Below are 26,764 nucleotides of genomic sequence, written 5' to 3'. Positions count from 1 at the left end.
TTTAAAAATTAGTCAACCGATAATTGTGGGTACTAAGTGAAAGCATCAAGTCCTTCGGGACAGATGTAAATAAATAGTACTCATAGACAGTAAAAAGATTTGGTTTTATTACCAAGTCAATTTCTTGAATGAGTGCGACGATCCGCAAGGATCACAGGAATTGAACTGAAGAGTTTGATCCTGGCTCAGATTGAACGCTGGCGGCATGCCTTACACATGCAAGTCGAACGGCAGCACGGGTGCTTGCACCTGGTGGCGAGTGGCGAACGGGTGAGTAATACATCGGAACGTACCTTATCGTGGGGGATAACGCAGCGAAAGCTGTGCTAATACCGCATACGCCCTGAGGGGGAAAGCGGGGGATCGAAAGACCTCGCGCGATTAGAGCGGCCGATGCCTGATTAGCTTGTTGGTGGGGTAAAAGCCCACCAAGGCGACGATCAGTAGCTGGTCTGAGAGGACGATCAGCCACACTGGGACTGAGACACGGCCCAGACTCCTACGGGAGGCAGCAGTGGGGAATTTTGGACAATGGGGGAAACCCTGATCCAGCAATGCCGCGTGAGTGAAGAAGGCCTTCGGGTTGTAAAGCTCTTTTGTCAGGGAAGAAACACCGGCTCTAACACAGTCCGGGAATGACGGTACCTGAAGAATAAGCACCGGCTAACTACGTGCCAGCAGCCGCGGTAATACGTAGGGTGCGAGCGTTAATCGGAATTACTGGGCGTAAAGCGTGCGCAGGCGGTTATACAAGACAGGCGTGAAATCCCCGGGCTTAACCTGGGAATGGCGCCTGTGACTGTATAGCTAGAGTGTGTCAGAGGGGGGTAGAATTCCACGTGTAGCAGTGAAATGCGTAGATATGTGGAGGAATACCAATGGCGAAGGCAGCCCCCTGGGATAACACTGACGCTCATGCACGAAAGCGTGGGGAGCAAACAGGATTAGATACCCTGGTAGTCCACGCCCTAAACGATGCTGACTAGTTGTTCGGGATTTACATCCTGAGTAACGTAGCTAACGCGTGAAGTCAGCCGCCTGGGGAGTACGGTCGCAAGATTAAAACTCAAAGGAATTGACGGGGACCCGCACAAGCGGTGGATGATGTGGATTAATTCGATGCAACGCGAAAAACCTTACCTACCCTTGACATGTCACTAACGAAGTAGAGATACATTAGGTGCCCGTAAGGGAAAGTGAACACAGGTGCTGCATGGCTGTCGTCAGCTCGTGTCGTGAGATGTTGGGTTAAGTCCCGCAACGAGCGCAACCCTTGTCTTTAGTTGCTACGCAAGAGCACTCTAAAGAGACTGCCGGTGACAAACCGGAGGAAGGTGGGGATGACGTCAAGTCCTCATGGCCCTTATGGGTAGGGCTTCACACGTCATACAATGGTGCATACAGAGGGTTGCCAACCCGCGAGGGGGAGCTAATCTCAGAAAATGCATCGTAGTCCGGATCGTAGTCTGCAACTCGACTACGTGAAGCTGGAATCGCTAGTAATCGCGGATCAGAATGTCGCGGTGAATACGTTCCCGGGTCTTGTACACACCGCCCGTCATACCATGGGAGTGGGTTTTGCCAGAAGCCGTTAGCCTAACCGCAAGGAGGGCGACTGCCACGGCAGGGTTCATGACTGGGGTAAAGTCGTAACAAGGTAGCCGTATCGGAAGGTGCGGCTGGATCACCTCCTTTCTAGAGAAAGATGCTGGAGCTATAGTGCCCACACTTATCGGTTGACAATAAAAGCCACGGGTCTGTAGCTCAGCTGGTTAGAGCACTGTGTTGATAACGCAGGGGTCGTAGGTTCAAGTCCTACCAGACCCACCACCAGCCAGAAACAAGACTTAGTGGGACGTTGGGGGATTAGCTCAGCTGGGAGAGCACCTGCTTTGCAAGCAGGGGGTCGTCGGTTCGATCCCGTCATCCTCCACCATCATCTAAATGTCAAAACTAAGCGAATATTTAATCGTTTAGTTTTGCCATTTATGGCTGTTCTTTAAAAATTTGAGTAAGCAAAGTGTCAAATGTTTCTTTGAGAGGACATTTGACAATGTAATAAGGGTAAAGATTGAATCATCAATCAGTAATACAAACGAGTTTTACCAAGTTCTTAACAAAGTACTTACAGTTTGGATTACGGCAAACATGTCAGAAGTAGAAGTAAACCTGTAACAGGTACTAGCAATGGTGCTCGTTATAGGATCAAGTGAATAAGTGCACATGATGGATGCCTTGGCGATTACAGGCGACGAAAGACGTTATAACCTGCGATAAGCCCCGGGGAGCTGGTAAATAAGCTTTGATCCGGGGATTTCTGAATGGGGAAACCCACCACTTTTGTGGTATCCATACCTGAATACATAGGGTATGAGAAGCGAACCTTGTGAACTGAAACATCTAAGTAGCAAGAGGAAAAGACATCAACCGAGATTCCCAGAGTAGTGGCGAGCGAAATGGGAACAGCCTTCTAGTGATATCTCAGTAATTAACAGAACGGAATGGAAAGTCCGACAATAAAGGGTGATAGTCCCGTATGTGAAAATTATTGGGTGGTACTAGGCTAGAGACAAGTAGGGCGGGACACGTGAAATCCTGTCTGAATATGGGGGGACCATCCTCCAAGGCTAAATACTCGTAATCGACCGATAGTGAACAAGTACCGTGAGGGAAAGGCGAAAAGAACCCCGGGAGGGGAGTGAAATAGATCCTGAAATTGTGTGCATACAAACAGTAGGAGCCTCGTAAGGGGTGACTGCGTACCTTTTGTATAATGGGTCAGCGACTTACATTCAGTAGCAAGCTTAACCGAATAGGGAAGGCGTAGCGAAAGCGAGTCCGAATAGGGCGCTAGTTGCTGGGTGTAGACCCGAAACCAGTTGATCTATCCATGGCCAGGTTGAAGGTGCGGTAACACGTACTGGAGGACCGAACCCACTAACGTTGAAAAGTTAGGGGATGAGCTGTGGATAGGGGTGAAAGGCTAAACAAAACTGGAAATAGCTGGTTCTCTCCGAAAACTATTTAGGTAGTGCCTCGTGTATCACTGTAGGGGGTAGAGCACTGTCATGGTAGTGGGGTCCATTGCGGATTACTGCGCCATAGCAAACTCCGAATACCTACAAGTGCAAGCACGGGAGACAGACATCGGGTGCTAACGTCCGGTGTCAAGAGGGAAACAACCCAGACCGCCAGCTAAGGTCCCTAATATATGCTAAGTGGGAAACGAAGTGGGAAGGCTAAAACAGTCAGGAGGTTGGCTTAGAAGCAGCCATCCTTTAAAGAAAGCGTAATAGCTCACTGATCGAGTCGTCCTGCGCGGAAGATGTAACGGGGCTAAGCATATAACCGAAGCTGCGGATCACAGTAATGTGATGGTAGGAGAGCGTTCTGTAAGCCTGTGAAGGTGTCTTGTAAAGGATGCTGGAGGTATCAGAAGTGCGAATGCTGACATGAGTAGCGATAAAGGGGGTGAAAAGCCCCCTCGCCGTAAGCCCAAGGTTTCCTGTTCAACGTTCATCGGAACAGGGTGAGTCGGCCCCTAAGGCGAGGCAGAGATGCGTAGCTGATGGGAACAAGGTTAATATTCCTTGACCATTGTTAGATGCGATGGGGGGACGGATCGCGGAAAGTTGTCCGGGTGTTGGAAGTCCCGGTTCTTGCGTTGGAGATGGCTATTAGGTAAATCCGGTAGCGTAATTCAAGGGCGTGAGACGAGCGAATTTATTCGCGAAGCAATTGGAAGTGGTTCCAAGAAAAGCCTCTAAGCTTCAGTCTAACAAGACCGTACCGCAAACCGACACAGGTGGGCGAGATGAGTATTCTAAGGCGCTTGAGAGAACTCAGGAGAAGGAACTCGGCAAATTTGTACCGTAACTTCGGGATAAGGTACGCCCTGGTAGTTTGACCCTGTACAAGGGGAGGACGAAAGGGTTGCAATAAAAAGGTGGCTGCGACTGTTTAATAAAAACACAGCACTCTGCAAACACGAAAGTGGACGTATAGGGTGTGACGCCTGCCCGGTGCTGGAAGATTAAATGATGGGGTGCAAGCTCTTGATTGAAGTCCCAGTAAACGGCGGCCGTAACTATAACGGTCCTAAGGTAGCGAAATTCCTTGTCGGGTAAGTTCCGACCTGCACGAATGGCGTAACGATGGCCACACTGTCTCCTCCTGAGACTCAGCGAAGTTGAAATGTTTGTGATGATGCAATCTACCCGTGGCTAGACGGAAAGACCCCATGAACCTTTACTGTAGCTTTGCATTGGACTTTGAACCGGTCTGTGTAGGATAGGTGGGAGGCGTTGAAAGCGGGATGCTAGTTCCGCTGGAGCCAACCTTGAAATACCACCCTGGTTTGTTTGAGGTTCTAACCTTGGCCCATTATCTGGGTCGGGAACAGTGCATGGTAGGCAGTTTGACTGGGGCGGTCTCCTCCCAAAGTGTAACGGAGGAGTACGAAGGTACGCTTGGTACGGTCGGACATCGTACCTAAAGTGCAATGGCAAAAGCGTGCTTAACTGCGAGACCGACAAGTCGAGCAGGTGCGAAAGCAGGTCATAGTGATCCGGTGGTTCTGTATGGAAGGGCCATCGCTCAACGGATAAAAGGTACTCTGGGGATAACAGGCTGATACCGCCCAAGAGTTCATATCGACGGCGGTGTTTGGCACCTCGATGTCGGCTCATCTCATCCTGGGGCTGTAGCCGGTCCCAAGGGTATGGCTGTTCGCCATTTAAAGAGGTACGTGAGCTGGGTTTAAAACGTCGTGAGACAGTTTGGTCCCTATCTGCCATGGGCGTTGGAGATTTGACGGGGGCTGCTCCTAGTACGAGAGGACCGGAGTGGACGTACCGCTGGTGTACCTGTTGTTTCGCCAGAAGCATCGCAGGGTAGCTATGTACGGAAGAGATAACCGCTGAAAGCATCTAAGCGGGAAACTTGCCTGAAGATGAGATCTCCCGTAGGTTTAACCTACATAAAGGGTCGTTGAAGACCACAACGTTGATAGGTCAGGTGTGGAAGCGCAGTAATGCGTTAAGCTAACTGATACTAATTGCCCGTTAGGCTTGATCCTATAACCAGCACTATTGTGTTGGATGTTTGCCAGATTTAATCTGCATCCTTAATTACATGCTTACTCAAATAGAGTTGTTGATGAAATATCAGCAACTCGACCCTCTACGCCCGGTGACCATAGCAAGTTGGAACCACTCCTTCCCATCCCGAACAGGACAGTGAAACGACTTTACGCCGATGATAGTGCGGATTACCCGTGTGAAAGTAGGTAACTGCCGGGCACCAATGCGACGCCCAGACCCTCTTAGGTCTGGGCGTTTTTACTTGTGCAAAGCGTTTTGAGGTTTAAGAGATTGACATAAACTCCATTTGGAGTCAGAATATTGGGTTCGCGGAGGGGTGTCCGAGCGGCTAAAGGAGGCAGACTGTAAATCTGTTGGCTATGCCTACGTAGGTTCGAATCCTACCCCCTCCACCAGATGTGCGGGATTAGTTTAATGGTAAAACAGCAGATTTCCAATCTTCGGTCAAGAGTTCGATTCTCTTATCCCGCTCCAGTATTAACAGTATTTGCCCATGTGGCTCAGTGGTAGAGCACTCCCTTGGTAAGGGAGAGGTCGGCAGTTCGATCCTGCCCATGGGCACCATGGCTTAGTTGTAAGAATTTTAATTTCGTGTGTTGGTTTAAGAGTTAACTAAAGGCAGACAAAAAAATGGCAAAAGAAAAGTTTGAGCGGACAAAACCGCACGTAAACGTTGGCACAATCGGTCACGTTGACCATGGTAAAACCACATTGACAGCAGCTATTGCAACTGTGCTTTCAAAAGCATTCGGTGGCGAAGCAAAAGCATACGATCAGATCGATGCTGCTCCAGAAGAAAAAGCACGTGGTATTACTATTAATACAGCACACGTTGAGTATGAGACAGCGAATCGTCACTACGCACACGTGGATTGCCCAGGACATGCTGACTACGTTAAGAACATGATTACTGGTGCTGCTCAGATGGACGGCGCTATTTTGGTTTGCTCAGCAGCTGACGGCCCAATGCCCCAGACTCGTGAGCACATCCTCTTGGCACGCCAAGTTGGTGTTCCATACATCATCGTATTCTTGAACAAGTGCGACATGGTTGATGACGCTGAGTTGTTAGAACTCGTAGAAATGGAAGTTCGTGAGCTTCTATCTAAGTACGACTTCCCTGGCGATGACACACCAATCGTTCAAGGTTCTGCTAAGTTAGCTCTTGAAGGCGACGAAGGCCCATTGGGTAAAGAAGCCATCATGAAGTTGGCTGAAGCGCTTGACTCATACATCCCAACTCCAGAGCGTGCTGTTGACGGTGCGTTCTTGATGCCAGTAGAGGACGTGTTCTCTATCTCCGGTCGCGGTACTGTTGTTACAGGCCGTATCGAGCGCGGTATCGTTAAAGTTGGTGAAGAGATTGAAATTATCGGTATCAAGCCAACACTCAAGACAACTTGTACTGGTGTTGAAATGTTCCGCAAATTGCTCGACCAAGGTCAAGCAGGCGATAACGTTGGCATCTTGTTACGCGGTACAAAACGTGAAGAAGTTGAGCGTGGCCAAGTTTTGGCTAAGCCAGGTTCAATCACCCCACATACTCACTTTACAGCCGAGGTTTACATCTTGGGTAAAGATGAAGGTGGTCGTCATACTCCATTCTTTAACAACTATCGTCCACAGTTTTACTTCCGTACAACGGACGTAACTGGTTCAATCGAGTTGCCAAAAGACAAAGAAATGGTTATGCCTGGTGATAACGTCACGATTACCGTAAAACTCATCGCTCCTATCGCGATGGAAGAAGGTTTACGTTTTGCGATCCGTGAAGGTGGCCGTACTGTTGGCGCCGGCGTGGTTGCAAAGATTTTGGCTTAATAGTTTTAATAAAGGGGTGTAGCTCAATTGGCAGAGCGTTGGTCTCCAAAACCAAAGGTTGGGGGTTCGATGCCCTCCGCCCCTGCCACGATTTGAACTGAAAGTAATATGTCTCAACATACAGCAGGTCACTCTGAAGAAAAGAGCAGCTGGGTCTCCGGACTCGCTGCTTTAATCGTCGTTGCAGCGTTAGTTCTTTACTACACGCTGGCAGATCAATCTTTATTGATCCGTTTAGCTGTTTTGTTTGGCGGCATTGCTGCTGCAGTTTTGATTGTGGCGTTTTCACCTGATGGGCGTCGTTTTATCGCCTATGCAAAAGATTCTTGGTATGAAGTAAAAAAGGTTGTTTGGCCGACTCGTAAAGAGACCACCCAAATGACTCTAGTCGTATTTGGCTTTGTTCTGATCATGTCCCTGTTTTTGTGGATTGCAGACAAATTAATTGAATGGCTAGTTTTTTCAGTCTTCCTAGGCTGGAAGTGAGTAAAAAATGATTGATTCTGAATTGGCCTCAAATCCACAAGCTACTGGCAATATGCGCTGGTACGTTATTCATGCATATTCAGGCATGGAAAAAAGCGTTAAAAGAGGCTTAGAAGAGCGTATTGCACGTTCTGGAATGCCAGAAAAATTCGGCCGCATCTTGGTTCCCTCCGAAGAGGTTGTAGAAATCAAGTCTGGCACTAAATCGGTATCTGAGCGTCGTTTCTTCCCAGGATATGTCCTGATTGAGATGGAAATGACCGATGAAAGCTGGCATTTGGTGAAAAACACTCCAAAAGTCACTGGATTCGTTGGTGGTGTTCGCAACCGTCCAAGCCCGATTTCGACAGCAGAAGTATCCAAAATCATGGATCAAATGCAGGCTGGGGTTGATAAGCCTAAGCCTAAGACCTTATTTGAGGTTGGTGAGATTGTTCGCGTTAAAGAAGGCCCATTTGTTGATTTCAACGGCAATATCGAAGAAGTCAATTATGAGAAGTCAAGATTGCGCGTTTCTGTTACAATTTTTGGCCGCGGTACCCCAGTTGAGCTGGAGTTCGGCCAGGTAGAAAAGATGTAAAAACACCCAATTTAAGGGGGTTTTGTAGCAAAAAGAAGTAGTTTTAAGTGGTTAGCAATAACCGAGGAGCGGATCTAGAAAGCCAAAAACTAGTGAAGCGTTTACTCAACAGCGGTCTTACCTAATGAGGTTAGGCGCGCTTTTAGGAGCAATCAATGGCAAAGAAGATCATTGGCTTTATCAAGCTGCAGATCCCTGCAGGTAAAGCAAATCCATCACCTCCCGTAGGTCCAGCATTGGGTCAACGCGGCCTCAATATTATGGAATTCTGTAAGGCGTTTAATGCTCAAACTCAGAGCATGGAACCTGGCCTTCCAATTCCAGTAGTGATTACAGCGTTTGCTGATAAGAGCTTCACTTTCATCATGAAGACTCCTCCAGCAACCATCATGATTAAGAAGGCTGCAAAGATCGAAAAAGGATCACCGCGTCCGCATACCGATAAGGTAGGAAAAATTACACGTGCTCAAGCAGAAGAAATTGCTAAAGCAAAAATGCCAGATTTGACAGCTGCTGATATGGATGCTGCTGTAAGAACAATCGCTGGTAGCGCCCGCTCAATGGGCATCACAGTGGAAGGTCTCTAATCATGACTAAGTTATCTAAGCGTTTAAAAGCAATCGAATCTAAAGTAGATCGCAATAAGTTTTATGCATTAGAAGATGCATTGAACCTCGTTAAAGAGTGTGCAACTGCTAAGTTTGATGAGTCTATCGACGTTGCAGTTCAGTTGGGTATTGATGCTAAGAAATCTGACCAAGTTGTGCGTGGCGCAGTTGTGCTCCCAGCTGGTACAGGTAAGCATGTTCGTGTAGCGGTATTTGCACAAGGCGAAAAAGCTGAACAAGCTAAAGCTGCTGGTGCTGAGATCGTTGGCATGGAAGACCTTGCTGACCAAATTAAAGGCGGCAAAATCGATTTCGATATTTTGATCGCATCTCCAGACACAATGAAGATTGTTGGTACTTTAGGTCAAGTATTGGGCCCACGTGGTTTGATGCCGAACCCAAAAGTTGGAACTGTTACTCCTGACGTTGCTACTGCAGTTAAGAATGCAAAAGCAGGTCAAGTGCAATTCCGTGTGGACAAGGCCGGTATCGTGCACGCAAGCATTGGCCGTCGTTCATTCGAGCCAGCTGCATTGAAATCAAACTTGCTCGCATTGCTTGAGGCTTTGAACAAAGCTAAGCCACCTGCATCTAAGGGCGTTTATTTAAAGAAGGTTGCCGTAAGCAGCACCATGGGTGCAGGCGTACGTGTTGACCAGGCATCGATACAAGCTGCTCAGTAATTAGCTTGTAGCAAAAAGAACTTTGGGTCGACTCCTACTCTTAGAGTGAGAGTCGAACATCAAAGACCGTTGGTGAATTATTTGCTTACTCAGAACTAATTCTTAATCGTTACGAAAGTAATAGCCAGCGCAGATGGCGACCCTGAAAAGATTTCACAAGATTCCCTTGTGACAAATGATCAGACGCTGGTGTGTAACCCCAACTGGAAACAGTTGGTTTTTTAGGAGTTAAACCGTGCCTTTGAATGTACAAGACAAAAAAGCGATTGTTGCTGATGTCGGCGCTCAATTGGCTGGAGCTCAAACAGTCGTGCTCGCTGAATACCGTGGTATTCCAGTAGAGCAGTTGACAAAGCTACGTGCTAGCGCACGTGACCAAGGTGTATATCTTCGCGTTTTGAAGAACACATTGGCACGCCGTGCTGCACAAGGCACACAGTTTGAGCCTCTTGCTGATTCGATGGTTGGCCCCTTGATCTACGGCATCTCTGCTGATCCGATTGCTTCGGCAAAAGTATTGCAGAACTTTGCTAAGACTCAAGACAAGCTAGTCATTACTGCTGGCTTATATAACGGCAAGTTGTTAGATGTTGCGGGCGTTAAAGCTCTTGCAACAATTCCAAGCCGCGACGAGTTGTTATCTCAGTTGTTGGGTGTGATGTTGGCACCAGTATCTGCGATGGCTCGCGTATTGGGCGCAGTAGCAGCGCAAAAATCAGCCGGAGCACCTGCTCCAGTTGCAGCACCTGTAGTTGAAGCAGCAGCACCAGCAGAAGTAGTTGCTGAAGCGGCCGCTCCAGAAGCAGCTGCTGAGCCTGCGGCCCCAGAAGCTGGAACAGAAACACCTGAAACCCCTGCCGCTGAATAAGCGCAGATTAACTATTAAGTATTAGGAGCTAAAAATGGCGATTACCAAAGAAGAAATCATTGATGCAGTAGGCAGCATGTCCGTAATGGATTTGAACGACTTGGTTAAGGCGTTCGAAGAGAAGTTTGGCGTTTCAGCTGCAGCTATGGCTGTTGCTGGTCCTGCTGGCGCTGCTGGTGGTGCTGCTGCTGAAGAGCAAACAGAATTCACTGTTAACTTGCTCGAAGCTGGTGCAAATAAGGTTTCAGTAATTAAGGCTGTTCGCGAAATCACTGGCCTTGGCTTGAAAGAAGCTAAAGACTTAGTTGATGGCGCACCAAAGCCAATCAAAGAAGCTGTTGATAAGAAGACAGCTGAAGAAGCTAAGAAGAAGCTTGAAGAAGCTGGCGCTAAAGCAGAACTCAAGTAATACAAACTCAGTTAGTGCCCCTCAAAAAGGGGAGCTAGCCCTGTTGGGTTTGACCATTAGTGGTCAAACCCGATTTCATTTGTGATTGAAATCGGGTTTGCCTTCTGATACGACTGCAGAATGCAAGTTTGGTCGGACACTAGATCTTTCGATTTAGTGTTGTCCGCCAGTGATTGGTAGTGGCCAATCGCCAAATCTTTGTACAGTCGCTGAATTCGGAGATGAAATGAACTACAGCTTCACCGAACGCAAGCGAGTCCGTAAAAGCTTTGCTAAGCGAGTAAATAATCATCAGGTTCCATACCTGATCGCAACGCAGCTGGAATCCTACGCTAAATTTTTACAGGCTGATAAGCCGGCAATGTCTCGTCTTACAGAGGGACTTCAAGCTGCTTTTACATCAGCATTCCCAATTGTGTCCAACAATGGCTACGCACGTATGGAATACGTGTCATACCAGTTGTCACAGCCACCGTTTGACGTTAAAGAATGTCAACAACGTGGTTACACATACCACTCAGCCTTACGTGCAAAAGTTCGCTTGATTATTTATGATCGCGAAGCACCTACTAAGGTTAAAGAGGTAAAAGAGAGCGAAGTCTACATGGGTGAAATTCCACTCATGACTGATAACGGCTCTTTTGTTATCAACGGTACTGAGCGCGTTATCGTTTCTCAGTTGCACCGTTCCCCAGGCGTGTTCTTTGAACACGATAAGGGCAAGACACATAGCTCAGGTAAGTTGCTGTTCTCAGCACGTATCATTCCTTACCGTGGTTCATGGCTCGATTTCGAGTTTGATCCAAAAGACATTCTGTATTTCCGCGTTGACCGTCGTCGTAAGATGCCCGTCACCATTTTGCTCAAAGCAATTGGTTTAAACAACGAACAGATTCTTGCAAACTTCTTTAACTTTGATCATTTCTCATTGAGCGCAAATGGCGCATCAATGGAATTTGTTCCAGAGCGTTTGCGTGGTCAGTTGGCCAGCTTTGATGTGCTTGATAAGAATGGTGTTGTTGTCATTCAAAAAGACAAGCGTATCAATGCAAAACATATTCGTGAGCTCGAAGCTGCTAAGACTAAAAACATCGTTGTTCCAGATGACTACTTAGTTGGTCGCGTAGTTGCACGCAACATTATCGATCCAGACTCTGGTGAAATCTTGGCTTACGCTAATGATGAAATCACCGAAGAGTTGTTGGCTACATTGCGCGATGCAGGCATCAAACAATTGGAAACCATCTATACCAATGATTTAGATTCTGGTGCGTTCATTTCTCAGACATTGCGTACTGATGAAACTGCCGATCAAATGGCTGCTCGTATCGCCATCTATCGCATGATGCGTCCTGGTGAGCCTCCAACAGAAGATGCTGTTGAAGCTTTGTTCCAGCGCTTGTTCTACAACGAAGATAGTTACGATTTATCACGCGTTGGCCGTATGAAAGTTAACAGCCGTCTCGGTCGTTCAGAGATGGAAGGCAAAATGGTTTTGTCGGATGAAGATATCCTCGACACCATTAAGTCTTTAGTTGACTTGCGTAACGGTAAGGGCGAAGTTGATGACATCGATCACTTAGGTAATCGTCGTGTACGTTGCGTAGGTGAGTTGGCAGAGAATCAATTCCGTGCAGGTTTATCACGTGTTGAGCGTGCGGTTAAAGAACGTCTTGGCCAAGCCGAAACAGAAAACCTCATGCCGCATGATTTGATTAACAGTAAGCCAATCTCTTCAGCTATTCGTGAGTTCTTCGGTTCTTCACAGTTGTCCCAGTTTATGGACCAAACAAACCCATTGTCAGAGATCACGCACAAGCGTCGTATTTCTGCATTGGGACCTGGTGGTTTGACGCGTGAGCGCGCAGGTTTCGAAGTGCGTGACGTACATCCAACCCACTATGGACGTGTTTGCCCAATTGAAACTCCAGAAGGACCAAACATTGGCCTGATCAACTCACTCGCGTTATTTGCGCGCTTGAATGAGCATGGTTTCTTAGAAACGCCATATCGTAAAGTTGCTAATAGCAAAGTGAGCGATGAAGTAATGTACCTCTCCGCTATTGAAGAGGCAAAGTACATCATTGCTCAGGCTAACGCGACAATCGACAAAACTGGTAAGTTGGCCGACGAATTGGTTTCAGCGCGTCAAGCTGGTGAAACCATCATGGTAAGCCCAGAGCGCATTGATTTCATCGACGTTGCTCCAAGTCAAATTGTTTCTGCTGCCGCGTCGCTCGTTCCGTTCTTGGAGCACGATGATGCGAACCGTGCTTTGATGGGTGCGAATATGTCACGTCAAGCGGTTCCTTGCTTGCGTCCTGATAAGCCATTAGTTGGCACTGGTTTAGAGCGCATTGTTGCGGTCGACTCCGGTACGGTTATTTTGGCAACTCGTGGCGGCATTGTTGATTACGTTGATGCAAACCGTATCGTGATTCGTGTGAACGATGATGAGACTGCGGCTGGTGAAGTTGGTGTGGATATTTATAACCTCATCAAGTACACCCGTTCGAACCAAAATACCAACATCAATCAACGTCCAATCGTTCAGGCTGGTGATCGCGTAGTCCGTGGCGACGTAGTTGCTGACGGCGCTTCTACCGATTTAGGTGAATTGGCTTTGGGTCAAAACATGACCGTGGCATTTATGCCATGGAACGGTTACAACTTCGAAGATTCAATCTTGATCTCCGAGAAGGTGGTTGCCGAAGACCGTTATACCTCTATTCATATTGAAGAGTTATCGGTTGTTGCGCGTGATACTAAGTTGGGTTCAGAAGAAATTACACGCGATATTTCCAACTTGGCTGAGTCACAACTCTCCCGTTTGGATGAGAGCGGTATTGTTTACATCGGTGCTGAGGTAGAAGCTGGCGACGTTTTAGTTGGTAAGGTAACCCCAAAGGGCGAGACTACTCTCACTCCAGAAGAGAAATTGCTACGTGCGATCTTCGGTGAAAAAGCATCTGACGTTAAGGATACTTCTTTGCGCGTTCCATCTGGAATGATCGGTACCGTTATTGATGTTCAAGTCTTCACCCGTGAAGGTATTGAGCGCGATGCACGTGCACAAGCCATTATTCAAGAAGAATTACAGCGTTATCGTTTGGACTTAAACGACCAGCTGCGTATTGTTGAAGGCGATGCCTTCATGCGTTTAGAAAAACTGTTGATTGGCAAAGTTGCCAATGGTGGTCCTCAGAAATTAGCTAAAGGCACTAAGATCGACAAGGAATACCTTGCCAGCTTAGATAAATACCATTGGTTCGATGTTCGTCCAGCGGATGATGAAGTTGCTACACAAGTTGAAGCAATCAAATCGTCTATCGAAGCGAAGCGTAAGCAGTTTGATGAGGCCTTCGAAGAGAAGCGCACCAAGCTTACCCAAGGCGATGATTTGCAGGCTGGCGTAACGAAGATGGTTAAGGTGTACTTGGCAGTTAAGCGTCGCTTGCAGCCTGGTGACAAGATGGCCGGTCGTCACGGTAACAAGGGCGTGGTTTCTAAAATCGCCCCAGCAGAAGACATGCCATTCATGGCTGACGGACGCCCTGTTGACATCGTCTTGAATCCATTGGGTGTTCCTTCCCGTATGAACGTAGGTCAGATCTTGGAAACCCACTTAGGTTGGGCAGCTCAAGGTATTGGTAAGCGTATTGATGAGATGGTTCGTCAACAAGCTAAACAAGCTGAACTCCGCAAGTTCATGAAGCAGCTGTACAACGAAACCGGTCGTATCGAAGATATCGATAACTTCACTGATGAGCAGATCACAGTTTTGGCTGAGAATTTACGTCAAGGCTTGCCATTCGCTACTCCAGTATTTGACGGTGCAACCGAAGCTGAAATCGGACGCATGCTCGAGTTGGCTTATCCAGAAGAAGTAGCTACTTCTTTGAAGATGACGCCTTCACGTCAGCAAATGATTTTGTGTGACGGCCGTACTGGCGATCAGTTTGAGCGTCCTGTAACTGTTGGTGTAATGCACGTCTTGAAACTCCACCATTTGGTCGATGACAAGATGCACGCACGTTCAACCGGACCTTACTCGTTAGTAACGCAACAGCCACTGGGCGGTAAAGCTCAGTTTGGTGGTCAGCGCTTTGGTGAGATGGAAGTTTGGGCCCTCGAAGCATACGGTGCTTCATATGTCTTGCAGGAAATGCTGACAGTGAAGTCCGATGACGTCGCAGGCCGTACCAAGGTTTACGAAAACATCGTCAAGGGCGAGCACACAATTGATGCTGGCATGCCCGAATCCTTCAACGTGTTGGTAAAAGAAATCCGCTCGTTGGGTATTGACATTGACATGGAGCGCAACTGATATGAAAGCATTGCTCGATTTATTTAAGCAAACGCAGGGTGATGAGCAGTTTGATGTCATCAAGATTGGTCTTGCATCGCCTGAGAAAATTCGCTCATGGTCTTTTGGTGAAGTACGCAAACCAGAAACTATCAACTACCGGACTTTTAAGCCCGAGCGTGATGGTTTGTTCTGCGCCAAGATTTTTGGACCAACCAAAGACTACGAGTGCTTATGCGGTAAGTACAAGCGTTTAAAGTTCCGTGGCGTTATCTGTGAGAAGTGTGGCGTTGAAGTTACGCTTGCTAAGGTACGTCGTGAGCGCATGGGCCACATTGAGTTGGCAGCCCCTGTAGCGCACATCTGGTTCTTGAAGTCATTGCCATCCCGTTTGGGTATGGTTCTCGATATGACATTGCGTGATATCGAGCGCGTTCTTTACTTCGAAGCATATGTAGTCGTAGATCCTGGCATGACTCCTGAAGGCGCAATGAAGCGTGGTCAGATCATGTCTGAGGACGAGTACATTGCCAAGACTGAAGAGTATGGTGACGGTGCATTTACCGCCATCATGGGCGCTGAAGGTATTCGTGATCTCTTGCGTTCGATTGATATCGATCGTGAAGTTGAGACCATTCGTGCTGACTTGAAGGCTACTGGTAGCGATGCCAAGATCAAGAAATACGCTAAGCGCTTAAAAGTGCTCGAGGCATTCCAGACTTCAGGTATTAAGCCTGACTGGATGATCATGGAAGTATTGCCAGTATTGCCACCTGAATTGCGCCCATTGGTGCCATTGGATGGCGGTCGCTTTGCTACTTCTGATTTGAACGACCTCTATCGTCGCGTGATTAACCGTAACAACCGTCTCAAGCGTTTGTTAGAGTTGCGCGCTCCAGAGATCATCGTTCGTAACGAAAAACGTATGTTGCAAGAAGCGGTTGACTCATTGCTCGACAACGGTCGTCGCGGTAAGGCTATGACTGGCGCTAACAAGCGTCCTCTCAAGTCCTTGGCTGAGATGATTAAAGGTAAGAGCGGTCGTTTCCGTCAAAACTTGTTGGGTAAACGTGTTGACTACTCTGGTCGTTCAGTCATCGTGGTTGGCCCAACATTGAAATTGCATCAGTGCGGCTTGCCAAAATTGATGGCTTTGGAATTGTTCAAGCCATTTATTTTCAACAAGCTTGAGACTTTGGGAATTGCAACCACTATTAAGGCTGCGAAGAAAGAAGTTGAAAGTCAGACTCCAATCGTTTGGGACATTCTCGAAGAAGTGATTCGTGAACATCCAATCATGTTGAACCGTGCGCCTACATTGCACCGTCTCGGTATTCAGGCTTTCGAGCCAATGCTGATTGAAGGTAAAGCAATCCAATTGCACCCATTAGTCTGCGCGGCATTTAACGCCGACTTTGACGGTGACCAAATGGCGGTTCACGTTCCTTTGTCGCTCGAAGCGCAAATGGAAGCACGTACATTGATGTTGGCTTCGAACAACGTATTGTTCCCAGCTAACGGCGAACCATCTATCGTTCCTTCACAGGACGTGGTGTTGGGTCTGTACTACGCTACTCGTGACAAGATTAACGGTAAAGGCGAAGGCATGGTCTTCGCTAATATCGCTGAAGTAATTCGTGCACACGAAGCTGGCCAGGTTGAATTGGCTTCACGCGTTGCCGTGCGTATTACTGAGTTTGAGATTGTGGATAAGAAGGCAGAGGGCGATGCCCGTTTTGCTGAAAAGACCAAGATCTATCAAACTTCAGTTGGCCGTGCAATCTTGTCAGAAATCTTGCCTAAGGGCATGACTTTTGAGGAAATCAATAAGCCTCTGAAGAAAAAAGAAATCTCACGTTTGATCAACACTTCATTCCGTAAGTGCGGTCTTCGTGAAACAGTTATTTTTGCTGACCGACTCTTGCAGTCTGGTTTCCGCTTGGCGACTAACGCCGGTATCTCGGTTGCGATCGACGATATGCTGATTCCTACATCTAAAGAACGCATCATCACTGAAGCAACCAACAAGGTTAAAGAGTATGACAAGCAGTTCATGTCAGGCCTCGTAACCAATCAAGAGCGTTATAACAACGTCGTTGATATTTGGGGCGCAGCTGGTGACCAAGTTGGTAAAGCGATGATGGATGAGTTGTCACACGTTGACGTACTCGACCGTAACAGTAAAACTGTGCGTCAAGAATCCTTTAACTCTATCTACATGATGGCGGATTCTGGTGCGCGTGGATCTGCGGCGCAGATTCGTCAGTTGGCCGGTATGCGTGGTTTGATGGCGAAGCCTGATGGCTCCATTATTGAAACTCCAATTACTGCGAACTTCCGCGAAGGTTTGAACGTGTTGCAGTACTTCATCTCAACACACGGTGCTCGTAAAGGTCTTGCTGATACAGCATTGAAGACAGCGAACTCAGGTTACCTGACACGTCGTTTATGCGACGTAACTCAAGACCTCGTTGTGATCGAAGATGATTGCGGTGCGACTTCTGGCGTAACGATGAAGGCGCTTGTTGAAGGCGGTGAAATTATCGAAGCATTGCGCGATCGTATTTTGGGTCGTGTATGTATCGGTGACATCGTTCATCCAGATACACAAGAAGTCATCGTTCCTAACGACACATTGCTCGATGAAGATCACGTTGATCAAATCGTGGCCTTGGGTATCGACGAAGTTAAAGTTCGCACAGTGTTGTCATGCTTAACTCGCTTTGGCTTATGCGCTAAGTGCTACGGACGTGATTTAGGTCGTGGTGGTTTGGTAAACGTTGGTGAGGCAGTTGGTGTGATCGCTGCTCAGTCCATCGGTGAGCCAGGCACCCAGTTGACAATGCGCACCTTCCACATTGGTGGTGCAGCGTCACGTGCATTGGTTGCAAGCAATATTGAAGCTAAGTCTAACGGTGCTTTGAAGTTCTCCGGCACGATGCGTGTTGTGAAGAACGCAAAGGGCGAGCAGATCGTTATTTCACGTTCTGGCGAAGTCTTGATCGTTGATGACAATGGCCGTGAGCGTGAGCGTCATAAGGTGCCATACGGCGCGACTCTCTTGGTGAAAGAAGATGCAGCAGTGAAGTCTGGCGCAAGCTTGGCAACTTGGGATCCGTTAACCCGCCCAATTATTTCTGAGTATGCTGGTATTGCTCGCTTCGACAACGTTGAAGAAGGCGTTACTGTAGCTAAGCAGGTTGACGAAGTAACCGGCCTCTCCACTTTGGTGGTGATTGACGGTAAGCGTCGTAGTGCTGCTAGCAAAGGCGTTCGTCCAATGATCAACTTGGTTGATGACAAGGGCGGCGAAGTGATGATTGCGGGTACAGATCACCCAGTAAACATCGGATTGCAAGTTGGCGCTTTGATCACTGTTAAAGATGGTCAAAAAGTTGAAGTTGGTGAAGTATTGGCACGTATTCCAATCGAATCACAGAAGACTCGCGACATTACCGGTGGTTTGCCACGCGTTGCTGAATTGTTCGAAGCGCGTTCACCAAAAGATGCTGCTGTATTGGCTAAAGTAACTGGAACCGTTTCCTTCGGTAAAGAAACCAAAGGTAAGCAACGTTTAGTGATTACCGATATGGATGGCGAAGCAAATGAATTCTTGATTCCTAAAGAGAAACAAGTTCTCGTTCATGACGGTCAAGTTGTGAACAAGGGCGAGATGATTGTGGAAGGCCCTGCCGATCCACATGACATCTTGACACTCAGAGGTATTGAAGAGTTGGCGATTTACATCGTAGATGAAGTTCAAGACGTTTACCGTTTGCAAGGCGTGAAGATTAATGACAAGCACATTGAAGTAATCGTGCGTCAAATGTTGCGTCGTGTGCAAATTACTGATGGTGGAGATACTGCCTACATCACTGGTGAGCAGGTTGAGCGTTCTAAGTTGTATGACGCAAACGATGCTGTGATTGCACAAGGTAAGCGCCCAGCTCAGTTCGAGAATGTGTTGCTCGGTATTACTAAGGCATCCTTGTCGACAGACAGCTTCATTTCAGCGGCTTCTTTCCAAGAAACCACCCGTGTATTGACCGAAGCCGCAATTATGGGCAAGACCGATACACTCCGTGGCCTCAAGGAAAACGTCATTATTGGTCGCTTGATCCCTGCTGGTACCGGCTTGTCTTACCGCCGTGCACGCAAGGTCAGAGAGCAATTCGAGCGTGATCGCGCTCAAATGATTGCCGCCGAAGAGGACGCAATGGCTGATATGCCTGTAGAAATAGAGGCTGAAGTGATTGCTCCTGCTGGGGAGGCTGATCCAAGCTAATTTGGTGTTCCTGGCCAGAAATGGCCAGTTTTTTCCCTCGAGGTTGACGGAAAGGGCTGGCCAGGCTAGAATGCTGAGTTCTACTGATTCAGAAGAGGGTCGTTTTGACCTAGGATTTCTCTAAGTCATTGATTTTCTTGAAGAAAGCAACAAAGAAGTACTAACCGAGCTATTTTATGCCAACAATTAATCAATTATTACGTAAGCCAAGAACAAGGCTGACCGTTAAAAGCAAGAGCCCTGCGCTGCAAAACAGCCCGCAGCGCCGTGGTGTTTGTACACGTGTGTACACAACCACTCCTAAAAAGCCTAACTCTGCGCTACGTAAAGTAGCTAAAGTTCGCCTAACCAATGGTTTTGAAGTGATTTCATACATTGGTGGTGAAGGCCATAACCTCCAGGAACACTCAGTAGTGTTGATTCGTGGCGGTCGTGTAAAGGATTTGCCAGGTGTTCGTTACCACATCGTTCGTGGCTCACTTGACTTGCAAGGTGTTAAAGACCGTAAGCAGTCACGTTCCAAGTACGGTGCTAAGCGCGCTAAGAAAGCTGCTTAATAGCAACTTAAAGTATTTGCAGTAAGTCTTCGTTTGTCAGACTTTAAAGACAAGTAAGTGGCCGTTCCGTCTAGAGATTTCTCCAGATAGTAGGACGGCCGGAGCGGGTGATCCATGTGGGCCACCCCTAACTGAACTGAAGGAGTAGTTATGCCACGTCGTCGTGAAGTTCCCAAACGGGAAATCTTGCCTGATCCAAAATTCGGCAATGTAGAAGTAGCAAAATTCATGAACGTCCTCATGTTGGACGGTAAGAAATCGGTTGCAGAGCGTATCGTTTACGGTGCCTTTGATCACATCGAGAAAAAAGCAAATAAAGAACCACTCGAAGTTTTCTCAACAGCTATGGGCAACGTTAAGCCAATGGTTGAGGTGAAGAGCCGTCGTGTTGGTGGCGCTAACTACCAGGTTCCTGTTGAAGTTCGCCCATCACGCCGTTCTGCTTTGGCAATGCGCTGGGTGCGCGAAGCCGCTAAAAAGCGCGGTGAAAAATCTATGGCTCAACGTTTGGCCAACGAATTATTAGAAGCTGCAGAAGGTCGCGGCGGAGCAATGAAGAAGCGTGAAGAAGTTCACCGTATGGCAGAAGCTAACAAAGCTTTCTCACATTTCCGCTTCTAATCGCACAGCAAAGAAAAGGTACCAACAGTGGCACGTAAAACCCCTATCGACAGATACCGCAATATCGGTATCTCTGCGCATATTGACGCAGGTAAGACAACAACTACAGAACGCGTTTTGTTCTACACCGGTGTTAATCACAAAATTGGTGAAGTGCATGATGGCGCTGCAACCATGGACTGGATGGAGCAAGAGCAAGAGCGTGGTATCACGATTACTTCTGCTGCTACTACAACGTTCTGGAAGGGCATGGCTGGTAATTTCCCAGAGCACCGCATCAATATTATTGATACCCCAGGACACGTAGACTTCACGATTGAAGTTGAGCGTTCAATGCGCGTTTTGGATGGTGCTTGCATGGTTTACTGTGCAGTAGGTGGTGTACAGCCACAATCTGAAACTGTTTGGCGTCAAGCTAACAAGTATCAAGTTCCACGTTTAGCATTCGTAAACAAGATGGACCGTACTGGTGCGAACTTCTTCAAGGTCTATGACCAGATGAAATTGCGCCTTAAGGCAAACCCTATCCTGATCCAAATTCCAATCGGCGCTGAAGAAAACTTCAAAGGCGTTGTAGATTTGGTGAAGATGAAGGCCATCTATTGGGATGAGGCTTCACAAGGTACTAAGTTTACGTACGAAGATATTCCTGCTGAATTGCAAGCCTCCGCTGAAGAGTGGCGTGAGAAGTTGCTTGAAGCGGCTGCTGAAAGCTCAGAAGAGTTGATGGAAAAGTATCTCGGCGGTGAAGCATTGACCGAAGAAGAAATCAAAACAGCATTGCGTCAACGCACTATTGCAAACGAAATCATTCCAATGATGTGCGGAACTGCTTTCAAAAACAAAGGCGTTCAGGCGATGTTGGACGCAGTAGTTGAATTGCTGCCATCACCATTAGATGTTCCGCCAGTTCCTTGTGAATTGGAAGATGGCACACCTACAACACGTAGAGCCTCTGATGATGAGAAGTTCTCAGCATTGGCATTTAAGATCATGACTGACCCATTTGTTGGTCAGCTCATCTTCTTCCGTGTTTACTCAGGCGTAATGAAATCAGGCGATACGATCTACAACCCAATCAAGGGTAAGAAAGAACGTGTTGGTCGTTTGTTGCAGATGCATGCAAACGAACGTGAAGAAATCAAAGAAGTATTTGCAGGCGACATCGCAGCTGCGGTTGGTCTGAAAGACGCAACTACTGGCGAAACATTGTGTGATCCAGATGGCATCGTTATTTTGGAGCGCATGGTATTCCCAGAGCCTGTGATCTCTCAAGCGGTTGAGCCAAAGACAAAACCAGACCAAGAAAAAATGGGTCTTGCCTTGAATCGTTTGGCACAAGAAGATCCATCGTTCCGCGTGAAGACTGATGAAGAATCAGGTCAAACTATTATTTCCGGAATGGGCGAGCTCCATTTAGAAATTTTGGTTGACCGTATGCGTCGTGAGTTTGGTGTTGAGGCAACTGTTGGTAAGCCACAAGTTGCTTATCGCGAAACCATTCGCAAGGTTTGCGAAGAGATCGAAGGTAAATTTGTTAAGCAGTCTGGTGGTCGTGGTCAGTACGGACACGTTGTGCTCAAGCTTGAGCCACAAGAGCCAGGCAAAGGTTTCGAATTCGTTGACGCTATTAAGGGCGGTGTTGTTCCACGTGAATACATCCCTGCAGTAGAAAAAGGAATTATCGAAACATTGAACTCCGGTATTTTGGCTGGCTATCCAGTTGTAGATATCAAAGCAACATTGTTCTTCGGTTCATACCATGACGTTGACTCCAACGAAAACGCATTTAAGATGGCGGGCTCGATGGCATTCAAAGACGGTATGCGCAAAGCATCACCAGTGTTGCTTGAACCAATGATGGCTGTTGAAGTTGAAACGCCAGAAGATTTCATGGGTAACGTAATGGGTGACCTCTCATCACGTCGCGGTATTTTGCAAGGTATGGATGACATTCCAGGGGGCGGTAAGATCGTTCGCGCTGAAGTGCCATTGGCAGAGATGTTTGGTTACTCAACTGGCTTGCGCTCGTTGACCCAAGGTCGCGCTACCTACACCATGGAATTTAAGCATTATTCCGAAGCACCTAAGAACGTTGCTGAAGCAGTGATGGCTGCTAAAGCGAAGTAATTTATCCACATTATTTTGAATATTGACTAGCTAAGAAGGCAGACAAAAAAATGGCAAAAGAAAAGTTTGAGCGGACAAAACCGCACGTAAACGTTGGCACAATCGGTCACGTTGACCATGGTAAAACCACATTGACAGCAGCTATTGCAACTGTGCTTTCAAAAGCATTCGGTGGCGAAGCAAAAGCATACGATCAGATCGATGCTGCTCCAGAAGAAAAAGCACGTGGTATTACTATTAATACAGCACACGTTGAGTATGAGACAGCGAATCGTCACTACGCACACGTGGATTGCCCAGGACATGCTGACTACGTTAAGAACATGATTACTGGTGCTGCTCAGATGGACGGCGCTATTTTGGTTTGCTCAGCAGCTGACGGCCCAATGCCCCAGACTCGTGAGCACATCCTCTTGGCACGCCAAGTTGGTGTTCCATACATCATCGTATTCTTGAACAAGTGCGACATGGTTGATGACGCTGAGTTGTTAGAACTCGTAGAAATGGAAGTTCGTGAGCTTCTATCTAAGTACGACTTCCCTGGCGATGACACACCAATCGTTCAAGGTTCTGCTAAGTTAGCTCTTGAAGGCGACGAAGGCCCATTGGGTAAAGAAGCCATCATGAAGTTGGCTGAAGCGCTTGACTCATACATCCCAACTCCAGAGCGTGCTGTTGACGGTGCGTTCTTGATGCCAGTAGAGGACGTGTTCTCTATCTCCGGTCGCGGTACTGTTGTTACAGGCCGTATCGAGCGCGGTATCGTTAAAGTTGGTGAAGAGATTGAAATTATCGGTATCAAGCCAACACTCAAGACAACTTGTACTGGTGTTGAAATGTTCCGCAAATTGCTCGACCAAGGTCAAGCAGGCGATAACGTTGGCATCTTGTTACGCGGTACAAAACGTGAAGAAGTTGAGCGTGGCCAAGTTTTGGCTAAGCCAGGTTCAATCACCCCACATACTCACTTTACAGCCGAGGTTTACATCTTGGGTAAAGATGAAGGTGGTCGTCATACTCCATTCTTTAACAACTATCGTCCACAGTTTTACTTCCGTACAACGGACGTAACTGGTTCAATCGAGTTGCCAAAAGACAAAGAAATGGTTATGCCTGGTGATAACGTCACGATTACCGTAAAACTCATCGCTCCTATCGCGATGGAAGAAGGTTTACGTTTTGCGATCCGTGAAGGTGGCCGTACTGTTGGCGCCGGCGTGGTTGCAAAGATTTTGGCTTAATAGCAGTAAATTATTTAGCGGTTTGCTAACCGGTGACGTCCGTGCTGCGGATGTCACCGAGCTCTTTAGAAATATAACGTGGCAGCACCACAACGCTCTTTGGAATTAATATGCAAAACCAAAAAATTCGTATTCGTCTTAAAGCATTTGATTACCGTTTGATCGACCAGTCTGCAGCTGAAATCGTTGATACAGCTAAGCGTACTGGTGCAGTTGTTAAGGGTCCAGTACCTTTGCCAACACGTATCGAGCGCTTTGACATTCTGCGTTCACCACACGTCAACAAGACATCACGTGACCAGTTAGAGATTCGTACCCATCTGCGTTTGATGGATATCGTTGATCCTACAGAGAAAACAGTAGATGCCTTGATGAAATTAGACCTCCCAGCAGGTGTGGACGTCGAAATTAAGTTGCAGTAATTCAGTATTTCCAGTCTTGGCGCTTGCCAAGACTGGCCTTTCGGGATAGAATCTAAGGCTTCGCTCAATTATTTGGGCGAATTTAAAGGTTTTATCAGCATTAAAAACGTCGTAACTTATTGATTTAGAAGTACTTTTACTTGTAAATCACTTAAATTAATTTTGCCGACCAATCGAAGTCGGCGTGGAGCATGAATATGAGCTTAGGCTTAATCGGTCGCAAGATCGGCATGACCCGTCTATTTACGGACGAAGGGGAAGCAATTCCTGTCACCGTAATTGACGTGAGCGACAACAGAATCGCTCAAATCAAGACCCAGGCAACTGATGGCTATGATGCTATCCAGTTGGCACATGGCACACGTAGAGCTACTCGCGTTACCAAAGCAATGGCTGGTCACTTCGCTAAAGCGGGTGTGATGGCTGGTAACGGTCTCAACGAATTTCATTTAGATGCAGCAAAAATCGCAGAAATGACGCCAGGACAAGTAATTCCTGCTGACACTGCCTTTGCTGCCGGCCAAAAAGTGGACGTACAAGGTGTAACGATTGGTAAAGGCTATGCCGGTACCATCAAGCGCCATCACTTCGCTTCAGGTCGCGCGTCACACGGTAACTCACGTTCACATAACGTGCCAGGTTCTATCGGTATGGCGCAAGATCCAGGTCGTGTTTTCCCAGGTAAGCGCATGACAGGCCACCTTGGTGACGAAACACGCACTGTACAAAATTTAGTCATCGCACGCATTGATGCAGAACGCAATCTCATCATGGTTAAAGGCGCTATTCCAGGTGCCCCAGGCGGTAAAGTTATTGTTACTCCAGCGGTGAAGACACCGTTGAAGAAGAAATAAGGAGAGCGAATATGGAACTTAAGCTTCTCCAAGATAACGGAACTTTGGGCGCAGGCGTTCAAGCCTCGCCAGAAGTATTCGAGCGCGAATATAACGAAGCATTGGTACACCAAGTTGTTGTGGCTTACCAAGCAAATGCACGTAGCGGTAACCGTGCACAAAAAGACCGTGAGCAAGTTAAGCACACAACCAAAAAACCTTGGCGTCAAAAAGGTACTGGTCGTGCACGTGCTGGTATGAGCTCTTCCCCGCTGTGGCGTGGAGGTGGTCGTATATTCCCGAATTCACCTGAAGAAAATTTCAGCCAAAAAGTAAACAAGAAAATGTACCGCGCTGGTATGAGATCAATTTTGTCTCAGTTAGCACGCGAAGGTCGTTTGAATGTTGTTGACCAATTTAATCTTGATGCTCCAAAGACTAAAGTTTTAGCTGACAAAGTTAAAGCAATGGGCTTGGATTCAGTCTTGATCATCGTTGATCAGGTTAGCGAGAATTTGTACTTGGCATCACGCAACTTGCATAAGGTTGCTGTATGTGAGCCACAGCACGCTGATCCATTAGCTTTAGTTCAATACAAAAAAGTATTGGTAAGCAAAGCAGCGATCGCAAAAATTGAGGAGTTGCTGAAATGAGCCAAGTCCGTAAAAACGATCACAGCTTGATGAAGGTTCTGCTTGGACCGGTTATCTCTGAAAAAGCCACTATGGTTGCAGAGAAAAACGAACAAGTGGTATTCCAAGTTACACGCGACGCGAATAAGAGCGATGTAAAACAAGCAGTTGAGTTGCTCTTTAAAGTGCAAGTTGACTCTGTTCAAATCGTGAATCAAAAGGGTAAGCCAAAGCGCTATGGCCGTTTTGAAGGTCGTCGCGACCACACTAAGAAGGCCTACGTTAGCTTGAAGCCAGGTCAAGAAATTAACTTTGAAGCGGAGGCGAATTAATCATGCCTTTGATGAAGACAAAACCGACCTCACCAGGTCGTCGCTCAATGGTCAAGGTGGTAAATCCTGACCTGCATAAAGGTAAGCCTTTTGCAGCGTTGGTAGAGCCACAGTTCCAAAAAGCAGGTCGTAACAATAATGGTCACATCACTACCCGTCATAAGGGCGGTGGTCATAAGCATCACTATCGTGTTGTTGATTTCAAACGCAACGACAAAGATGGTATTCCAGCAAAAGTTGAACGCTTGGAATACGATCCAAACCGCAGTGCAAATATTGCATTGATCGTGTTTGCTGATGGTGAGCGTCGCTATATTCTTGCTGCAAAAGGCATGACTGTTGGTCAGGCATTGATGAGTGGTTCTGAAGCCCCAATCAAGTCTGGTAACAACTTGCCAATTCGCAACATTCCAGTTGGTAGCACGATTCACTGCGTAGAAATGTTGCCAGGCAAAGGCGCTCAAATCGCGCGTTCTGCCGGTGGTTCAGCAGTGTTATTGGCTCGTGAAGGTGTATACGCTCAGGTGCGCTTGCGCTCTGGTGAAGTACGTCGTATTTTGATCGATTGCCGTGCCACTATTGGTGAAGTTGGTAATGAAGAGCATAGCTTGCGCGTTATCGGTAAAGCTGGTGCAAATCGCTGGCGTGGTATTCGCCCAACCGTTCGCGGTGTGGCAATGAACCCAGTAGATCACCCACACGGTGGTGGTGAAGGTAGAACTGGCGAAGGCCGTGTACCTGTCTCCCCATGGGGCACACCAACCAAAGGTTATCGTACACGTCGCAATAAGCGTACAACTTCGATGATCGTTCAACGTCGTCAAAAACGTTAAGCGATAAGGATAAAT

Annotated in this window: 17 protein-coding genes, 6 tRNA genes, 3 rRNA genes and 1 pseudogene; all 27 read left to right on the top strand. The window is 47.4% G+C overall.

Annotated elements, in window-relative coordinates; all coding sequences use genetic code 11:
* Positions 1-162: 162 nt before the first annotated feature.
* The 27 genes and pseudogenes from ICN11_RS05915 to rplB all read left to right on the top strand — a co-directional run bounded on the left by ICN11_RS05915 (position 163) and on the right by rplB (position 26,749).
* Positions 163-1,695 (top strand): 16S ribosomal RNA (locus ICN11_RS05915).
* Between the two features lie 58 nt (positions 1,696-1,753).
* Positions 1,754-1,830 (top strand) — tRNA-Ile (locus ICN11_RS05910).
* 30 nt (positions 1,831-1,860) lie between these two features.
* Positions 1,861-1,936 (top strand) — tRNA-Ala (locus tag ICN11_RS05905).
* Positions 1,937-2,203: 267 nt separating this feature from the next.
* Positions 2,204-5,077: ribosomal RNA gene (locus tag ICN11_RS05900) — 23S ribosomal RNA — on the top strand.
* A gap of 109 nt (positions 5,078-5,186) precedes the next feature.
* Positions 5,187-5,300 (top strand): 5S ribosomal RNA (rrf, locus tag ICN11_RS05895).
* Together the 16S, 23S and 5S rRNA genes with 5 tRNA genes alongside form the textbook arrangement of a ribosomal RNA operon.
* 112 nt (positions 5,301-5,412) lie before the next feature.
* A tRNA-Tyr gene (locus tag ICN11_RS05890) sits at positions 5,413-5,497 on the top strand.
* Between the two features lie 5 nt (positions 5,498-5,502).
* Positions 5,503-5,576, top strand: a tRNA-Gly gene (locus ICN11_RS05885).
* Between the two features lie 15 nt (positions 5,577-5,591).
* Positions 5,592-5,666, top strand: a tRNA-Thr gene (locus ICN11_RS05880).
* Positions 5,667-5,732: 66 nt separating this feature from the next.
* Positions 5,733-6,923, top strand: coding sequence for an elongation factor Tu (tuf, locus tag ICN11_RS05875; RefSeq protein ID WP_215302340.1), 1,191 nt, complete (start codon positions 5,733-5,735; stop codon positions 6,921-6,923).
* Between the two features lie 12 nt (positions 6,924-6,935).
* Positions 6,936-7,011: transfer RNA gene (locus ICN11_RS05870), tRNA-Trp, on the top strand.
* A gap of 20 nt (positions 7,012-7,031) precedes the next feature.
* Entirely contained in the window at positions 7,032-7,409 is a 378-nt protein-coding gene (gene secE, locus ICN11_RS05865) for a preprotein translocase subunit SecE (RefSeq protein ID WP_216229554.1), read from the top strand.
* A gap of 7 nt (positions 7,410-7,416) precedes the next feature.
* Positions 7,417-7,989: a transcription termination/antitermination protein NusG gene (gene nusG, locus ICN11_RS05860; RefSeq protein WP_216229553.1), complete on the top strand. Its 573-nt coding sequence runs from the start codon at positions 7,417-7,419 to the stop codon at positions 7,987-7,989.
* A gap of 155 nt (positions 7,990-8,144) precedes the next feature.
* On the top strand, positions 8,145-8,576 hold the full coding sequence (rplK, locus tag ICN11_RS05855; protein WP_011901890.1) for a 50S ribosomal protein L11: 432 nt from the start codon (positions 8,145-8,147) through the stop codon (positions 8,574-8,576).
* Positions 8,577-8,578: 2 nt separating this feature from the next.
* Positions 8,579-9,280, top strand: a complete 702-nt coding sequence (gene rplA, locus ICN11_RS05850; protein ID WP_015420223.1) for a 50S ribosomal protein L1 — start codon at positions 8,579-8,581, stop codon at positions 9,278-9,280.
* A gap of 235 nt (positions 9,281-9,515) precedes the next feature.
* Positions 9,516-10,028, top strand: a pseudogene (rplJ, locus tag ICN11_RS05845) (50S ribosomal protein L10); the annotation flags it as partial.
* Between the two features lie 154 nt (positions 10,029-10,182).
* Positions 10,183-10,557, top strand: a complete 375-nt coding sequence (rplL, locus tag ICN11_RS05840; protein WP_011901893.1) for a 50S ribosomal protein L7/L12 — start codon at positions 10,183-10,185, stop codon at positions 10,555-10,557.
* A gap of 226 nt (positions 10,558-10,783) precedes the next feature.
* The gene (gene rpoB, locus ICN11_RS05835) at positions 10,784-14,884 is read left to right on the top strand and encodes a DNA-directed RNA polymerase subunit beta (RefSeq protein ID WP_216229552.1); all 4,101 of its coding nucleotides are present in this window, start codon (positions 10,784-10,786) and stop codon (positions 14,882-14,884) included.
* A 1-nt stretch (position 14,885) separates the two neighbouring features.
* Positions 14,886-19,148, top strand: a complete 4,263-nt coding sequence (gene rpoC, locus ICN11_RS05830) for a DNA-directed RNA polymerase subunit beta' (RefSeq protein WP_216229551.1) — start codon at positions 14,886-14,888, stop codon at positions 19,146-19,148.
* Between the two features lie 176 nt (positions 19,149-19,324).
* Complete coding sequence (gene rpsL, locus ICN11_RS05825; RefSeq protein ID WP_041484791.1) at positions 19,325-19,705, top strand: 30S ribosomal protein S12; 381 nt, start codon at positions 19,325-19,327, stop codon at positions 19,703-19,705.
* A 150-nt stretch (positions 19,706-19,855) separates the two neighbouring features.
* Positions 19,856-20,326 carry a 30S ribosomal protein S7 gene (gene rpsG, locus ICN11_RS05820; RefSeq protein WP_015420229.1) on the top strand — a complete coding sequence of 157 codons (471 nt, stop codon included), beginning with the start codon at positions 19,856-19,858 and terminating at the stop codon, positions 20,324-20,326.
* Positions 20,327-20,353: 27 nt separating this feature from the next.
* Positions 20,354-22,456 (top strand): elongation factor G, encoded by a 2,103-nt coding sequence (gene fusA / locus ICN11_RS05815; protein WP_216229550.1) that lies wholly within the window; start codon positions 20,354-20,356, stop codon positions 22,454-22,456.
* A gap of 50 nt (positions 22,457-22,506) precedes the next feature.
* Positions 22,507-23,697 carry an elongation factor Tu gene (gene tuf / locus ICN11_RS05810; protein WP_215302340.1) on the top strand — a complete coding sequence of 397 codons (1,191 nt, stop codon included), beginning with the start codon at positions 22,507-22,509 and terminating at the stop codon, positions 23,695-23,697.
* Between the two features lie 110 nt (positions 23,698-23,807).
* Positions 23,808-24,119, top strand: coding sequence for a 30S ribosomal protein S10 (gene rpsJ, locus ICN11_RS05805; protein ID WP_011901899.1), 312 nt, complete (start codon positions 23,808-23,810; stop codon positions 24,117-24,119).
* Positions 24,120-24,316: 197 nt separating this feature from the next.
* Positions 24,317-24,973, top strand: a complete 657-nt coding sequence (gene rplC, locus ICN11_RS05800; protein ID WP_046329376.1) for a 50S ribosomal protein L3 — start codon at positions 24,317-24,319, stop codon at positions 24,971-24,973.
* Positions 24,974-24,984: 11 nt separating this feature from the next.
* Positions 24,985-25,605: a 50S ribosomal protein L4 gene (gene rplD / locus ICN11_RS05795; protein ID WP_015420233.1), complete on the top strand. Its 621-nt coding sequence runs from the start codon at positions 24,985-24,987 to the stop codon at positions 25,603-25,605.
* Complete coding sequence (gene rplW, locus ICN11_RS05790) at positions 25,602-25,916, top strand: 50S ribosomal protein L23 (RefSeq protein ID WP_076024545.1); 315 nt, start codon at positions 25,602-25,604, stop codon at positions 25,914-25,916. The genes rplD and rplW overlap by 4 nt, the downstream gene beginning before the upstream one ends.
* A 2-nt stretch (positions 25,917-25,918) precedes the next feature.
* Complete coding sequence (gene rplB, locus ICN11_RS05785) at positions 25,919-26,749, top strand: 50S ribosomal protein L2 (protein ID WP_015420235.1); 831 nt, start codon at positions 25,919-25,921, stop codon at positions 26,747-26,749.
* The last annotated feature ends 15 nt before the right edge of the window (positions 26,750-26,764 follow it).

Source organism: Polynucleobacter sp. 78F-HAINBA (genome assembly GCF_018882325.1).
In the GTDB taxonomy this organism is placed as follows: Bacteria; Pseudomonadota; Gammaproteobacteria; order Burkholderiales; family Burkholderiaceae; genus Polynucleobacter.
Note: the sequence above shows the minus strand (reverse complement) of the source record. Positions and strands in the feature narration are given on the sequence as shown.

Coding starts and splice junctions, on each gene's coding strand:
- tuf (WP_215302340.1), top strand. CDS start 5,733: ATGGCAAAAGAAAAGTTTGAGCGGACAAAACCGCACGTAAACGTTGGC.
- secE (WP_216229554.1), top strand. CDS start 7,032: ATGTCTCAACATACAGCAGGTCACTCTGAAGAAAAGAGCAGCTGGGTC.
- nusG (WP_216229553.1), top strand. CDS start 7,417: ATGATTGATTCTGAATTGGCCTCAAATCCACAAGCTACTGGCAATATG.
- rplK (WP_011901890.1), top strand. CDS start 8,145: ATGGCAAAGAAGATCATTGGCTTTATCAAGCTGCAGATCCCTGCAGGT.
- rplA (WP_015420223.1), top strand. CDS start 8,579: ATGACTAAGTTATCTAAGCGTTTAAAAGCAATCGAATCTAAAGTAGAT.
- rplL (WP_011901893.1), top strand. CDS start 10,183: ATGGCGATTACCAAAGAAGAAATCATTGATGCAGTAGGCAGCATGTCC.
- rpoB (WP_216229552.1), top strand. CDS start 10,784: ATGAACTACAGCTTCACCGAACGCAAGCGAGTCCGTAAAAGCTTTGCT.
- rpoC (WP_216229551.1), top strand. CDS start 14,886: ATGAAAGCATTGCTCGATTTATTTAAGCAAACGCAGGGTGATGAGCAG.
- rpsL (WP_041484791.1), top strand. CDS start 19,325: ATGCCAACAATTAATCAATTATTACGTAAGCCAAGAACAAGGCTGACC.
- rpsG (WP_015420229.1), top strand. CDS start 19,856: ATGCCACGTCGTCGTGAAGTTCCCAAACGGGAAATCTTGCCTGATCCA.
- tuf (WP_215302340.1), top strand. CDS start 22,507: ATGGCAAAAGAAAAGTTTGAGCGGACAAAACCGCACGTAAACGTTGGC.
- rpsJ (WP_011901899.1), top strand. CDS start 23,808: ATGCAAAACCAAAAAATTCGTATTCGTCTTAAAGCATTTGATTACCGT.
- rplC (WP_046329376.1), top strand. CDS start 24,317: ATGAGCTTAGGCTTAATCGGTCGCAAGATCGGCATGACCCGTCTATTT.
- rplD (WP_015420233.1), top strand. CDS start 24,985: ATGGAACTTAAGCTTCTCCAAGATAACGGAACTTTGGGCGCAGGCGTT.
- rplW (WP_076024545.1), top strand. CDS start 25,602: ATGAGCCAAGTCCGTAAAAACGATCACAGCTTGATGAAGGTTCTGCTT.
- rplB (WP_015420235.1), top strand. CDS start 25,919: ATGCCTTTGATGAAGACAAAACCGACCTCACCAGGTCGTCGCTCAATG.